The sequence below is a fragment of the Staphylococcus sp. GDX7P312P genome (genome assembly GCF_008385775.1).
GTDB classification, from domain to species: Bacteria; Bacillota; Bacilli; order Staphylococcales; family Staphylococcaceae; genus Staphylococcus; species Staphylococcus haemolyticus.
In genome coordinates, this window is the sequence record NZ_VUKI01000005.1 from 106,347 (window position 1) to 121,285 (window position 14,939).

At 32.4% G+C, this 14,939-nt stretch carries 16 protein-coding genes; 9 read left to right on the plus strand and 7 right to left on the minus strand.

The genetic code is table 11. The features are described 5' to 3' along the window. Window positions 1–43 precede the first annotated feature (43 nt). The 5 genes from F1592_RS02280 to F1592_RS02300 all read left to right on the plus strand — a co-directional run bounded on the left by F1592_RS02280 (window position 44) and on the right by F1592_RS02300 (window position 4,864). Complete coding sequence (locus tag F1592_RS02280; protein ID WP_149809420.1) at window positions 44–394, plus strand: hypothetical protein; 351 nt, start codon at window positions 44–46, stop codon at window positions 392–394. A 211-nt stretch (window positions 395–605) separates the two neighbouring features. Next, a complete protein-coding gene (locus tag F1592_RS02285) occupies window positions 606–1,658 on the plus strand; it encodes a MupG family TIM beta-alpha barrel fold protein (RefSeq protein WP_037535905.1) in 1,053 nt (350 codons plus the stop codon). Then, entirely contained in the window at window positions 1,658–2,545 is an 888-nt protein-coding gene (gene murQ / locus F1592_RS02290; protein WP_053016626.1) for an N-acetylmuramic acid 6-phosphate etherase, read from the plus strand. Before F1592_RS02285 ends, murQ begins: the two co-directional genes overlap by 1 nt. A 12-nt stretch (window positions 2,546–2,557) precedes the next feature. Beyond that, complete coding sequence (locus F1592_RS02295) at window positions 2,558–3,991, plus strand: PTS transporter subunit EIIC (protein WP_053018925.1); 1,434 nt, start codon at window positions 2,558–2,560, stop codon at window positions 3,989–3,991. Next, window positions 3,992–4,864 carry a MurR/RpiR family transcriptional regulator gene (locus F1592_RS02300; RefSeq protein WP_037535899.1) on the plus strand — a complete coding sequence of 291 codons (873 nt, stop codon included), beginning with the start codon at window positions 3,992–3,994 and terminating at the stop codon, window positions 4,862–4,864. A gap of 235 nt (window positions 4,865–5,099) precedes the next feature. On the opposite strand, the gene F1592_RS02305 is transcribed toward F1592_RS02300, so the two are convergent. Then, the gene (locus F1592_RS02305) at window positions 5,100–6,488 is read right to left on the minus strand and encodes an amino acid permease (protein WP_037535896.1); all 1,389 of its coding nucleotides are present in this window, start codon (window positions 6,486–6,488) and stop codon (window positions 5,100–5,102) included. Window positions 6,489–6,909: 421 nt separating this feature from the next. Here F1592_RS02305 and F1592_RS02310 point away from each other — a divergent pair, with 421 nt between their 5' ends. Together F1592_RS02310 and F1592_RS02315 are read left to right on the plus strand one after the other, a co-directional pair. Then, window positions 6,910–7,260, plus strand: a complete 351-nt coding sequence (locus F1592_RS02310) for a hypothetical protein (protein WP_053016623.1) — start codon at window positions 6,910–6,912, stop codon at window positions 7,258–7,260. After that, the gene (locus F1592_RS02315; RefSeq protein ID WP_011275061.1) at window positions 7,260–7,451 is read left to right on the plus strand and encodes a hypothetical protein; all 192 of its coding nucleotides are present in this window, start codon (window positions 7,260–7,262) and stop codon (window positions 7,449–7,451) included. The genes F1592_RS02310 and F1592_RS02315 overlap by 1 nt, the downstream gene beginning before the upstream one ends. A 103-nt stretch (window positions 7,452–7,554) precedes the next feature. Here the strand turns inward: F1592_RS02315 and F1592_RS02320 are convergent, their stop codons facing one another. Further along, window positions 7,555–7,746 carry a hypothetical protein gene (locus tag F1592_RS02320; protein ID WP_053016622.1) on the minus strand — a complete coding sequence of 64 codons (192 nt, stop codon included), beginning with the start codon at window positions 7,744–7,746 and terminating at the stop codon, window positions 7,555–7,557. Window positions 7,747–7,750: 4 nt separating this feature from the next. Further along, window positions 7,751–8,395 carry an HAD family hydrolase gene (locus tag F1592_RS02325; protein WP_053016621.1) on the minus strand — a complete coding sequence of 215 codons (645 nt, stop codon included), beginning with the start codon at window positions 8,393–8,395 and terminating at the stop codon, window positions 7,751–7,753. Window positions 8,396–8,705: 310 nt separating this feature from the next. Between F1592_RS02325 and F1592_RS02330 the strand changes: the two genes are divergently transcribed. Beyond that, a complete protein-coding gene (locus tag F1592_RS02330; RefSeq protein WP_053016620.1) occupies window positions 8,706–9,236 on the plus strand; it encodes a hypothetical protein in 531 nt (176 codons plus the stop codon). Between the two features lie 221 nt (window positions 9,237–9,457). Here F1592_RS02330 and F1592_RS02335 read toward each other — a convergent pair whose 3' ends face one another. Next, a complete protein-coding gene (locus F1592_RS02335; protein WP_053018343.1) occupies window positions 9,458–11,059 on the minus strand; it encodes an alpha-glucoside-specific PTS transporter subunit IIBC in 1,602 nt (533 codons plus the stop codon). A 189-nt stretch (window positions 11,060–11,248) separates the two neighbouring features. Between F1592_RS02335 and F1592_RS02340 the strand changes: the two genes are divergently transcribed. After that, a complete protein-coding gene (locus F1592_RS02340; RefSeq protein WP_053016618.1) occupies window positions 11,249–12,010 on the plus strand; it encodes a MurR/RpiR family transcriptional regulator in 762 nt (253 codons plus the stop codon). A gap of 189 nt (window positions 12,011–12,199) precedes the next feature. On the opposite strand, the gene F1592_RS02345 is transcribed toward F1592_RS02340, so the two are convergent. The 3 genes from F1592_RS02345 to F1592_RS02355 all read right to left on the minus strand — a co-directional run bounded on the left by F1592_RS02345 (window position 12,200) and on the right by F1592_RS02355 (window position 14,886). Continuing rightward, window positions 12,200–12,718 carry an SRPBCC family protein gene (locus F1592_RS02345; RefSeq protein WP_053016686.1) on the minus strand — a complete coding sequence of 173 codons (519 nt, stop codon included), beginning with the start codon at window positions 12,716–12,718 and terminating at the stop codon, window positions 12,200–12,202. 141 nt (window positions 12,719–12,859) lie between these two features. After that, complete coding sequence (locus F1592_RS02350) at window positions 12,860–14,155, minus strand: Na+/H+ antiporter NhaC family protein (RefSeq protein WP_149809419.1); 1,296 nt, start codon at window positions 14,153–14,155, stop codon at window positions 12,860–12,862. A 119-nt stretch (window positions 14,156–14,274) separates the two neighbouring features. After that, window positions 14,275–14,886, minus strand: coding sequence for a flavin reductase family protein (locus tag F1592_RS02355; protein ID WP_053016616.1), 612 nt, complete (start codon window positions 14,884–14,886; stop codon window positions 14,275–14,277). Window positions 14,887–14,939 lie beyond the last annotated feature (53 nt).

The following is a 14,939-nucleotide window of genomic DNA, read 5'->3' on the forward strand; positions in this document are numbered from 1 at the left end:
TACCTCTTCTACAATTTAATATTTTCAAGGAGTTGCATTGAATATGCTTCAATCCACAATAATGCGTCAACAACTCATAATTTTACTCACTCACGTTGAAAAAATAAGATATTACTATTTAATGGATAATCGATTTTTAAATAGAGAAATAGAAGCGTATAACACATCCATTAAAAATTTTACTGACAATTTATCGTTAAGCCTACAAAACAGTACTAATAACTTTAATTCTAAATCCTCTATGGAATCAGATCACTTCTTTTATAAATTACTAAATGATTTATCATTAAAACCACTACACGAATTCCATCAAGGGACGATATTAGTAGATTTACAACAACGTCAAGACCAATTACACCAAACATTAGTTTATTTGTTAAATGAATATAAGTAAGTGAACCTCGTATATCACATTTGCAATTTCAATATCTAATCCTTGATTTTTTAATAGCGTAATAAACGCCTCAACTACCTCCTTCAATTCAACTAATTATCCAAGTCGCTCAAGCAATTAATTATAAAAATTATATAATATATATGTAAATTGTAATAAAAAACGTGAAACGCTATAATTGTAAGTGATTACAGTAATTAGGAGGATTCATATGCTAGGTTTCTCAGTCTATTTAGGTCAACCATTAAACAAATCATACATATTAAATATGGTTGATCTCGGTTACGACGTTATTTTCACATCACTACAAATACCTGAGGAAAACGATCAAACTAAATTGACATATTTGGGAGAATTATGCCAATTGCTAAAAGATGAATCGGTAACCTACATTATTGATATAAATCCATCATTACTGAATCAGAATGTTTATCGTTTTTTCGATCAATTTTCTAATGGAGACTTTGTTATTAGAATTGATGATCATTTTAATTATGATTTAATTTCAGATTTGTTTCATCATAATTTACAGTGTTGTCTAAATGCCAGTACTATCACTACTGAAATTTTGGATACACTTTATAATCAAAAATCCTTACCAAAAGTCTATTTTTGTCATAACTATTATCCCAGACCTGATACAGGTTTAGCTTTAAACCTTTTTGAACAACGAAATAACCTCATTAGAAAATATGATGAACATGCCTCAATTATGGCTTTTATTCCTGGAACTACATTGAGAGGTCCATTGTATAAAGGACTTCCTACCATTGAACAACATAGACATATGACATTACTTCAATCTGCACATTCACTATTAAAATATAACTTGGATTATATTCTTATTGGTGATACTGCAATCAACTATGCAGAAGCAGTTGCATTACAGCAGATGATTTATCACCGTCATTTCAAACTTCGTCTATCTTATTTTGATAAATCATATGAACAACTCATTTTCAAACAACATACATCTCGTTTGGATACACCTGAGAATGTAATACGCTCCAAGTATTCTAGATTAACTAAAGTAAATATTCCTCCAACCAATAACTTCAATCATTATCGCTATAAGGGAGACGTCACGGTTGATAATTCACTTAATCAACGTTACGAAGGCGAGCTACAAGTGATTAAAGCAGATTTACCTAATCATAAGGCGATTAATCATGTAGCAACGATATGTGATGAAGATAAAGTCGTTATTGATTTAATACAACCTGGTGACACATTTGAATTTATTACTGAAAAGGAGAAACGCTAATGGAACATTTAACTACTGAAAGCAGAAACACACAAACAATGCATTTAGATGAGATGTCGATTTTAGAAGCTTTAAAAACAATGAATAAAGAAGATCAACTAGTAGCTAAAGCAATTGAACCTATTTTACCCCAGTTAAACAGAGTAATCGAACAAACAATTACGCGCTTTCGAGATTGTGGACGTCTAATATATATAGGAGCTGGTACAAGTGGTCGTTTAGGTGTATTAGATGCAGCTGAATGTGTTCCAACTTTCAATACGCATCCTAATGAAGTAATTGGCTTAATTGCTGGAGGGCAACAAGCTATGACTGAAGCGATTGAAGGTGCTGAAGATAACTATGAAATGGGAATGACTGATTTGAAAGCAATCCATTTAAATGAAAAAGATGTCGTTATTGGTATTTCAGCAAGTGGTCGCACGCCTTATGTTAAAGGGGCATTAATATATGCTAATGAAATAAGTGCACTGACTGTTGCTCTCTCTTGCAATACGAATAGTGACATTAGTACTGTCGCTTCCCATGCACTCGAAGTCAATGTTGGTCCAGAAGTATTAGCAGGATCTACTCGCTTAAAGTCAGGTACCGCTCAAAAGCTTGTGCTTAATATGATATCAACAATGACTATGATTGGTGTTGGTAAAGTTTATGATAATTTGATGGTCGATTTAAAAGCGACAAATTATAAACTTGAACAACGTTCCATACATATTATCGAAGAGATTTGTGGCTTAACTTTTAAAGAAGCTCAAGAACTCTATATAAAAGCCGACAATGATATTAAAATTGCAATCGTTATGAATTTATGTAATACAACTAAAAGCGATGCTCAATCAAGACTCGTAAATAATAATGGCATTGTAAAAAAAGCAATTCAATCTTAAGGAGGCAACGATATGAATAAGGAACAACAATTGGCCCATCACATCTTAGATGCGGTTGGTGGCATTGATAATGTGGACAACATTATCCATTGTATGACACGTGTGCGCCTAAAAATTAACGATGAGACACAAGTTGATTATCCTAAACTTAAAAACATAGAAGGCGTGCTCGGAGTCGTACAAGATGAGCGACTTCAAATTGTAGTCGGACCTGGAACGGTAAATAAAGTATCCGCAGAAATGGTAAAGCTAAGTGGTGTTCAATTAGGTGAAGATATCCCCCATCGAAGCAACACGTCAAATATTAAAAATCAAGCACAACAAAATAAACGTGAATTCCAACAAAAGCGTAAACAAAGTAAAATGAATACAATTTTAAAGTCTATTGCTAATATTTTTATACCTCTCATACCCGCATTTATAGGAGCTGGACTTATTGGTGGTATTGCAGCTGTATTGAATAACTTTATAACTGCTGGTACTATTTCAGCTGATTGGGTAAAACAACTGGTGGCCGTATTAAATGTCATTAAAGATGGCATGTTAGCCTATTTAGCTATTTTCACTGGTTTTAATGCAGCAAAAGTATTCGGTGCAACACCAGGTTTAGGTGGTGTCATTGGGGGTACGACTTTATTAACAGGTATTACTGAAGATAATCCAATTAAAAATGTATTTACTGGCGAACCATTAATAGCTGGTCAAGGTGGCATTATAGGAGTGATCTTAGCGGTATGGTTATTAAGTATAATTGAGAAAAAACTACATAAAATAGTTCCCAATGCTATAGATATTATTGTAACACCAACAATTTCATTACTTATCATAGGATTACTAACCATATTCTTCTTTATGCCTATAGCTGGATTTATTTCTGATGGATTAGTAGGCGTAGTGAATTGGGTAATTGGTGTAGGTGGTATATTTAGTGGGTTTATTATAGGTGCATTTTTCTTACCACTAGTTATGTTAGGATTGCATCATATTTTCACCCCAATACACATTGAATTAATAAATCAGTCAGGTGCAACATATTTGTTACCTATTGCCGCTATGGCTGGTGCAGGTCAGGTTGGGGCTGCATTAGCACTATGGGTAAGATGTAAAAACAATACTACTTTAAGAAATGCAATTAAGGGTGCGTTACCAGTCGGATTTTTAGGAATTGGAGAACCACTTATTTATGGTGTTACCTTGCCTTTAGGTCGCCCATTCATCACAGCATGTCTTGGTGGTGGAATCGGTGGTGCAGTTATAGGTGGCATTGGTCATATAGGTGCCACTGCTATCGGACCTAGTGGTATTTCATTATTACCGTTAATTGCCCATCAAAAATATTTAGGTTACATCATAGGGTTATTATCTGCGTACCTAGCTGGCTTTATTTTCACATACTTCTTCGGTACGACTAAAGAAATGAGAAACTTAAACAAACTAGGTGATTAGATGACAAACATTTTATATTTAATCGACGAAAATTATGCTTCATTTTCTAAAAATGAAAAGAAATTATCACGATTTATATTAAACTCACCACATAAAGTTATTAGCATGTCGAATCAAGAGATTGCTAAAGAACTTGAAATGAGTGTTTCAACGTTAAATCGATATAGCCAAAAATTGATCAATCAAAGTTTTCATGAAGTTAGATCACAACTTGCGATGTTATTTCCAAAACAACAAACACCTTATAAGATAGAATTGCTTAACAATGAATCGGTAGATACTTTAAAAAAGAAACTTTATCATCGTGCAGAAGAAGCACTTCAAAAAAGTTCTACATTTGCAGATAACACAACGATTGATAACATATGCCAACATTTTAAACGTGCAAATAACATCTTTATCTTTGGTTATGGTGCATCGTATGTCTGTGCGACAGATTTATATCAAAAATTATCTCGAATTGGGCTCAATGTCCAACTCGTTCAAGAAACTCATTTATTCACAACCATGTTGTCTACGCATGATAAAGAAGATTGCGTTGTATTTATAACTAATAATGGCGATCAAAGTGAACTTCGTGCAATGGTTAAAGTTGTGTCGGATTATAATATCCCTATTATTACAATTTCAAGTTCAGAGCATAATCACGTAGCTCAGCATTCTGACATTGTTCTGACATATGGACATTCAGACGAAAATGAATTACGTATGGGTGCGACAACTTCTTTATTTGCGCAAATGTTTACCATTGATGTTCTTTTCTATCGTTATATCGCACTAAACTATGAATCGTCATTAGACTTCATCACACAATCTAAAATGGCTCTTGATAATTATCGAAAATACCTATCTAATGTGGAATTTAAACATTAAGATTTCTATTAAAAACTCAAGACATATAGAAGGTAATGAATATGAACAAAGTTTATTATTATTCTTTTAACCTAAGTTATTCACAGTTATTCTGCTATTAAGTAATAACTATCACAAAAAGAGGTTGAGACAACGTTATTGTCTCAACCTCTTTTAAACATGAATCTAAGTACTTTGCGCCTTAGTTTAGTTTGAATAATGTGTTGATTATTTATAATATGATTTATTTAGTATTCTATTTAACTTTTCGGAATCCATCATTTTTATGATGTCCGCGAACGAAGTAGTATACAGTTACCGCAGCTAAGAAGATAATACCAATCACTACAGAAACAACTGTTTCTTTGTTAAATAACATTCCTACTAATACGACTAATAAGAATAAAATCGTAATTGCACTTGCAAATGTACCGCCAGGCATCTTAAACGGATGTCCTTCAACTTTTTCAGGATGTAATTTTCTGAATCGAATATGACTAATTAAAATCATAAACCAAGGAATCATACCCGGTAAAATAGATGCACTATAAACATATACGAAAATACTATCTGCACCTTTAATGAATAAAGGAAGAATAACGTTTAATAATGCACCAACTAAGATACCTAAAGCAATGGCTAATACTGGGTAGAATGGTACACCATTTTTCATTACTCTTGTAAAGATTTTAGGCATTTGACCTTTTTGTGCTAATGTAAAAATCATTCGACTTGCACTAAAGATACCTGAGTTACATCCAGATAATGCTGCTGTTAATACAACGAAGTTAATTAATCCTGCTGCAAAAGTGATACCAATTTTTGCAAATGTAGCTACGAATGGGCTTCCGATTTCACCTAATTGGTTCCAAGGATAGATAGAAACAATTACGAAAATCGCTCCAATGTAGAAAATCAAAATACGCCAGATAACACCATTTACCGCACTTTTGATATTTTTCTGTGGATCTTTAGTTTCACCAGCAGTAATACCAATTAATTCTACACCTTGGTAAGAACCAATAACAATTGATAATGCAAAGAAGAAACCTACAAATCCATTTGGCATAAATCCACCATGAGACCATAAATTAGAGATACCAATCGCATGGCCACCATTACCAATACCGAAGAAGATTAAACCGAAACCTGCAATGATCATTAATACAATCGTTACAACCTTAATCATTGCAAACCAGAATTCAAATTCACCGAATGCTTTTACTGAAGTCAAGTTAGCTGCTAGTAATAATAGTACTGCAACCACACCAGGAATCCATTGAGGTAAGTTCGGGAACCAATAGTTCATATATTCACCGACTGCAATAACTTCACTCATACCTACTACAATCCATTGGAATATATTACTCCATGCCGTCATATAACCTGCAGCAGGGTGAATGTAATCACTTGCAAATGTTGCGAAAGATCCAGTAGTTGGATTTAAATAAATCATTTCTCCCATTGCTCTCATGATTAAGAATAAAAAGATACCTGCAATTAAGTACGCAAAAATAACTGATGGACCAGTCCATTTAATTGTACTAGTTGCTCCCATAAATAAACCAACACCGATAGTACCGCCAAGTGCGATCATTCTAATCTGACGTGCACTTAGCCCCCTATGTAATTCATTGTTATCCATTAAAATAACCCCATCTCTATTAAATCTAAGGTTCGAATACTTTTTTCTTTCAGAAAACCCTCTTTTGCTTTCCTTCTTTTCCCTTAAAAGTTCCTTTACCTTAATGAAGTTATTATACTATAATTTGACAAAATTAAAACATAAATTTTACAAATTTTTGAAATCGCTTCCATTACTGTTATGATTACTCTTTTCAAATTTTAAAAAACGTTGATTTTACAACGCTTTCATTAATAAAAATGAGTTACTTTTTACAATATTTTTTATTGGAATATTTCACTTTTACAAATAAAAATCATTTTATACTATTGCATATAATCAGTTCGATTGAAATGTATTGCTTAGTGTTTCGCAAAAATCGATTTAGAGTGTGATATACTTTTGATAGATTTTTACTGTTAGGTAAAAGGAGAATTATTGAATGCGGTCATTATTAAAAAAGAGCGTTAAAATTTCTATAATATTTGGCATTGTCTTCTTCCTATTAAATTATTTCAGTGCCAAGCATGATACAGTTAATCCGCTAATAATAAGAACGATTATCGCAACTCTAACATTTTTCTTATTATATTTAGCTATATTTACGATTTTCAATTCAGATGAACGCAAACTTAAATTTGGTATTACGTTACCCCTCTCTTTAATTGTTTGCTTAATTATAGGTGGAATCTTTTTTACGCTTGAAATTGGAATTATTGCAGGGCTTATCATTGGCCTAGCAGCCGGTTTTATTTGGGAATGGATTGACAAACGAAATGGAGGTACAAATTAATGTCTGTCACAATAGGAATTATATTAATTATTGTCTTACTTATTCTTAGTTTAGTGCCGAATTACAAAGCGATGCAACAAGCTAAATCGCAAGGACAGAAATCAACCCGTTTTACAATTATGGTAGGTATTGATTTAATCCTAATCGTATTATTAGTTGTTACAATCATACTAAAATTATTTATTAACTAAACTCATATGATTTTCAGTCATTAAAAAAAAGATGGAGTGGCAGTGGAACATCATTCAATGTTCCTATCCTTTTCCATCTCTTTTTTAAACTATACTATGTAATCTATATTCTTCCTTGTAATAATAAGTAATAACCGATTGTAGCTAAAAGTAAATAAATCATTGTTCCAACTAAGAAAGAACGCATTTGAACTTTAAATGGTATATGTTTACTAAATATTGGACCTAATACTAGATTTCCTATGCCGATTATAATAGGACCTGCTAAAAAGAATAGGATAACTTGCCACGACATATGTTTACTCCTTTTTTAGCTCAAAGAAATGATTTTTAATTTCCTCAAAGCTTAAATCTTTACCTACAAAATTTATAGTCGAAAAATCTTGTGCTTCTGTCATCTCGTTAGTATTAATTATTACATCCAATCCAGCATTCATAGCACCTGTTGCTCCATTAGCTGAATCCTCTATGGCTAAGCAATGGGCTGGTGAATAATTTAAACGTTGAACAGCTGTTAGATAAAGTTCTGGATCAGGTTTAACCGCTTCGACATCTTCTCTTCCAACAATAACATCGACATACTCATTGATACCCAACGCATTTATCGTAGGCATAATTTCTTCTCTATAACTACTTGTTGCAATCGCCATAGGTATGTGTCGTTGTTTCAAATATTTCATTAATGAAGAAACTGTATCAATAATGTCGAGTTCATGGCTGGTATCATTATGCTCATCATATATTTTTTGTTTCTTTTCTAAACCAATCTGTTGCTCAATATAATCATGTAACCCTTGAGCGTGTCCCCCTATATGGCTTCGATAAAACTCCAGAGAAACAGGCTTCACACCATGAAAGGCAAGATGTTTGTTAATAATGTCGTATAGGTGTTTTTCTGTATCTATAATTGTACCGTCGAAATCAAATACTACAGCTTTATACATAAGTTTGCTCCTTTAATAACTACAATATTGCTAATTTTATCATATGAATATTTGATTTTCACACTTCACTAATGAAATTACCAAACACATTTTAACTAATAAACGATCAACATTGTCATATTGATTTCATGTTAATTATCGTTACGTTTGTATTACAAAATAATTAAATCGAAGTTCATTCAAAAGTCCTAGTGATAATATCAAAAAAGAGTGATACAATCAGTGTGTATAAAAGAACGGTGTGCTTTATTAGGGAACATTAAAGCTAAATGCTTTTTACATACGTTAAATAAATATAGGAGGTCATTGCATGTTGTTAGACAAATTTGAAACTTACATTATCAACATTGTAAGTTTAAAATCTAGATCAACTCGAAAACATTTAATCAAAGTCTGTAAAGACGTTAAATTTTGCGATTCATTTCAATATTCAATAATCAAACACGACGATATACCAGTTTTAGAAGTTAGCTTACCTAAGCAACAACTTCCATATTTCATTAGTTTTTTAAGTTTTTACCAATTTTCAATTTATCAGATTTTATCTCCTAAACGATTAAATACGCTATTAGATACTGAACAAACATATCAAGCTTCTAAACGTTTCGACTTAGCAATTGATGGCCTCCAAGATGCATTCATAAAAGATAAAGTCATTGATATTATGACTTATTTCTCAAATAATTATGAAATTAAATATACTTTAAATAACAACTGTGCAAGCGTATGTTGTGCACCTGAAACGTTTAGTAAATTACTACAAACTATTGCATGTAGAAATATTGATATTCTTTCAGCATCTTATAAAACACGTGCGATGCATAAAGCAAATATATCTTAGTAAAATTCGTGAGATTGTATTAAAAAATAGAGACGATACTCTTCAAGTGTATCGTCTCTATTTTTTAATTCTGTTCAAGCAATATCACACCCAACAAAAGTTTCTGGTGTTGTGATCAGTATAAAGCTAAGTTGGACAAGTTAACTAAGTATATTAAGCATTGTATATTAAAAGCCAGTAAATGAATAAATACTAATTCACTTACTGACTATATGGATTAATTATTTTTTATCATTATCATCATAAACTAAATGTTCAAATGCTTCACGTACTTGGGGTACAGTCATTCCAACAACGACTTGTACATTTTTACCGCTTTTAACTAATCCGTGCGCCATTTGTTCATGAGTGAAATATCCACTATCTTCAACTTTTGTTTCATCATTAACTGTTAGACGTAAACGTGTTGTACAATTAGTAACGTCTTTAATATTTTCTTTTCCGCCTAATCCTTCTAAATAATAATGTGCTTTCGCTTCATATTCATTGCTAGGTTGGAATCCAGAATTATCAGTACTTCCATCGCCTTTTTTCTCTTTATAATCTTTTTTAGAGAATAATTTAACTTCTTCTTCAGCTCGACGTCCTGGTAATGGAATATCAAATTTCAAGATTAAATATCTGAATACAACGAAATAGATACCTGAGAAGATCAATCCTATAACAACTTGAGCTACATAAGTTAGCCAATGATTTTGTCCTAATGGAATCCAGTTCGTCGCGATGAAATCAAGCAATCCACCGCCCATGTTACCAACAACACCGAAACCATACATAATTGTATCCATTGTCGCTGCTAATAATGCATGTATAACAAATAAGTAAGGTGCGATAAATAAGAATGTAAATTCTAAAGGTTCAGTAATACCAACAACCACCGCAGTTAATGTAGCTGGTACTAATAACGCAGCAACTTTTTTACGATTGGCTTTAGGTGTTGTAGAATACATTGCTAATGCGATACCGATAGCACCAAACACTTTACCGTTACCTTGTAACATGAAACCGTAATGGAATTGTTCTTTTAACGGTTTACTGCTTTCAGCAAATTCATTTAAATGTCTAAACCACTCTGCTTTAAGTCCGTCTTTTGCAACAACCGGACCTACTTCAATTGGTGCATAGATGAAGTGATGTAAACCAGTCGGTATTAACACGCGTTCTAAGAAATGATACAACCAAACACCGATGTAGCCTGATGCGATAATGAAATGTTGCATTGATTCAATACCATTTTGTATTGTTGGCCAAACGACACAAGTAATTGCAGCTATTGGCAACATAACAAAGAATGAAATCGTTACAACAAATGTTAAACCTTGGAATACACCTAACATCTCTGGTAATTTTTTACTATAGAAACGATTATGTATCCATGTCACAATGGCAGAAATAATGATACCACCTAAAATATTAGTATCTAAAGTTTCAATACCAGCAATCGCTTTTAATCCAGTTACATTTTCTACACCTTTTTCTAAATTAGCACCAAATGTATGTGGCCATTGCGTTAAAATAGCGTTGATAAAGGTATTAAACATTAAATAGCCCATCAATGCAGCTAAAGCCGCATGACCAGGGGCCTTCTTAGCTAGAGATAAAGGCAATCCAACCACAAATACAATTTCCATATGATTGAAGATAACCCAACCACCTGATTCAATTACAGACCAAAATTTAAACCAAAATGTATGATCATTTGCTAATCCACCCATGATGGTAGGATTTTTAAATAATGTTGCAAAACCTAATACTATCCCAAAGAATGCAAACATTAATACGGGAACAATCATTGCACTCCCAAAACGTTTAATAGCGTTCATAATTTAACCCCCAAATCTTTCTATGTTGTACTTAAATATATCGTACATATAAAAGCGTTTTCTTAATATCTATTATAGTAAACGCTTACACTTATACAATGACGTTGACCGATTTTGAAATAATTTTGTATAATCAGTTTATGTTTTCTATACATGAAAATATTTTCAGGAAGAATAAGAGGTGTCTTTGTGCTACTAGATGAAAAAGTAAATGCCAATTTTGACAAGTTAAATGATAATGACCTACAAATTGCACACTTTGTAAACACGCACGTAAATAAATGTAAAACTTTGAAGATACACGAACTTTCACAATACACTCATGCATCTAACGCTACCATTCATAGATTCACACGAAAGTTAGGATTTGATGGTTATAGTGACTTTAAATCCTATTTAAAATTTGAAAGTGAATATTTAAGTCAACTACCTAAAGATTCGATGGATGCTTTTAAACAAGAAATAGAGACAACATTTAGCTATTTAGATCGTATTGATTATAATTTGATTACCGATAAACTTAACCACGCGTCTACCGTCTACTTATATGGTACTGGTCGTGCACAGAAAAATGTTGCGGACGAAGCTCAGCGAATATTATTAACGATGCATAAAAATATTATCGTGTTACATGACGTTCATGAGTTAAAAATGGTACTGAATCGTTCTATTGATGAAGATTTATTCTTTATTATTTCTCTATCTGGTGAGAGTCACCAACTCACAGACGTTACAAATCTACTTCAATTACGCCAAAAATATTTTATCTCAGTTACAACAATGAAAGATAATTCATTAGCCCAAAAAGCGAGCTATAACGTTTATGTATCAAGTAATACTTTCTATTTATACGATGGTACAGACTACTCAAGTTTTATTAGTTATCATATCTTCTTTGAAACATTACTCAGAAAATATAATGAACGTAAAGATAACGGTGAACTCAGTTAATCTTTATCACAACTTAATAGCGGTACTGATTAATTATTAACACATCAAAACCCCAACAATGAGGTTGTCTTTGTAAACTCTCCTTGTTGGGGTATCCACCCTAGTAAGAATGACTAGATATTTGGTAATATTGATATCAAATTTCTAAGTTTAGACTGCTAACGTGAATTCACGCAAAAGCCTAAGTTTTTATTTTAATAGATTATTGTCTTCTACATATTGTTCAAGTATTTGATGCATTTTATCAAACATCAATTCTAAACCGTGAACAGTAGAATCGTGATATTCCTTTTTCTTTTGTTTGTATTCTAATGTTGTTAAGCGTCGTTCACGTTCAACTAATGACTGATAAAAGAAAAACATTTGTGTGCCGCCGTTTTCACGCTCTTCAAATTCAACTTCAATGACATCCTCTTGATCACTTAATTCAGGCATACCAATTGTCATTTTAATATACTCATTGTCAACGAGTTCTTGATACGTACCTTGAATAATATTTTGTCGTCCATTACGTGAATCAACTATGCGATATGAGCCACCTTCAGTCATATCTATATCAATTGACTTATTCGTACGTTGAGATGTCATAAACCACTGTTTTAATAAGTCCGCATCCGTCCAAGCTTGATATACTAATTCTGGTGAGTATTTTAATAAACGTTCGATATGAATTTCAACATGTTCATTCTCAACATTATACTTTGCCACTTGTTTCACCTACTTTCACTCTTATATCTATTTTAACGCATTTCAATACAGTTCCAAACTTTGAACTATTGAAATGTTTAATTATTTTAATTTTTCTTATTAAAAATGCTTATTATAAGCCTATTATTATTTGTTTTTTCTTTAAGATTTAGCTTTAACACGAGGGTATCTTAATATAATAGCTATAATACCGCATATCCCTAATAAAAATGAATAAATGCAGTAAGGCATTACACTAAATGGTGAAATACTTGCAACGCCAGCTGCAGCTATCACTTGTGGGCTATAAGGTAAAAAGCCTTGAAAGCACCCTGCAAATATATCTAATAAACTTGCAGATTTACGTGGATCAACATCATATTCATCTGCAATATTTTTGGCTAATGGACCTGACATAATAATTGAAATTGTATTATTAGCTATTGCAATGTCAGCTGCGCTCACTAAACCAGCAATACCAAATTCAGCACCACGTTTAGTTGTAACTTTAGAGCGAACAAAATTTAATAACCATTCAATTCCACCATTATGTTGAATAATTCCAACTAAACCACCAATTAACACTGCTATGATTGCAATGTCTTCCATACCTATAATACCCTCTGATACTGCATTTAGTAATCCTTTCCAACCAAAAGAACCATCAAATAAGCCAATAGCACCTGATAATAACGTACCACCTATTAACACAATAATTACATTTACCCCTACAAGCGCTAATACTAATACTAGTACATAAGGGATTACCTTAATTAAATTATAGTCATAGCTTTTAGAGTGATCTATTGAGATACCGTTAGTAAGGAAGAATAAGACAATAATTGTTAATATTGCTCCGGGTAGTACAATCCAAAAATTCACTTTGAATTTATCTTTCATTCTTGTTTTTTGAGTTCGAACAGCAGCTATGGTAGTATCTGAAATCATCGATAAATTATCGCCAAACATAGCACCACCTACAACCGTACCCATTGCTAACGCTGCTGGAATATCAGTTGCCTGCGCAAATCCAAATCCAACAGGTGCTAATGCAGCAACTGTACCTACAGAGGTACCCATTGAAATTGACACAAACATACAAATTACAAATAATCCAACGATGATTAAATTTTGAGGTATCAATGATAAACCTAGATTTACTGTTGATTCAACACCACCCATTTTTTCAGTGGTAGTTGAGAAAGCTCCAGCCAATATAAATATAAATACCATTAAAATGATATTGGAATGACCTGCTCCTTTTGTAAACACTTCAACTTTGTTAGCAAATGTTTCTTTCCTATTCATTATTAAAGCAACAATAACAGTAATCGTGATAGCTACATTTAAAGGCATATTAGTAAAATCACCTGTAATGGTACCTACACCTAAAAACAATGCAATAAATAATACTAATGGAAGTAACGCCCATGCATTGCCTTTTCTTTGTTCCTCCATACTAAACCTACTTTCCTTTTTAAAAATAATTTTATTATTAAAGTTACAAGATTACTGTCATAACGTCAATAAAGTTTTATGAAAATTACATATTAAAACCATAGTTAATGTCTAAATTATCAATTACTTGGACGCTCAATTGTAAATTGCTCACCTAATTTAGCGTAATCATTACCTGCTAAACGGGCTACTGGTTTTAATTGTTTCGCATCAATTTTACTATCATCAAAATACACATCATCTTGTATGTGGTACTTAACAATTTTTCCAATAATTAAATCAGCACCATCATCTTCAGAGCCTAATAAAATTATTTTTTCAAGTTGACATTCAAATCTAATTTTAGCTTCTTTTATAGCCGGAATATCAATTACATCAGATGAGATGGTGTTGAGTTCTGTTAAATCAAGTTCATTATCTTTAGGATTGATAGATGCAGCCGTCTTATTAATTTCCTCAACATTATCTTCATCTGTAACATGCACAACAAATGTTTGGACGTTTTCTATATTAATTGCAGTATCTTTACGCTTTCCTCCTGCTCTCTGTGCCGAAATAGCAATCATAGGTGGCGCATTATTAACTATGTTAAAAAAACTAAATGGCGCAGCATTTACATGTCCTTCGATATCAGAAGATGTAACAAATGCTATTGGCCTTGGTATGATTGAACCACTTAATAGTTTGTAATTTTGGATATCTGATAGTTGATTAGGATCAATATGTTTCACTGTAATCCACTCCTTTCAACACAAAAACGCAAGAGTCTTTTTTGAAACCCTTG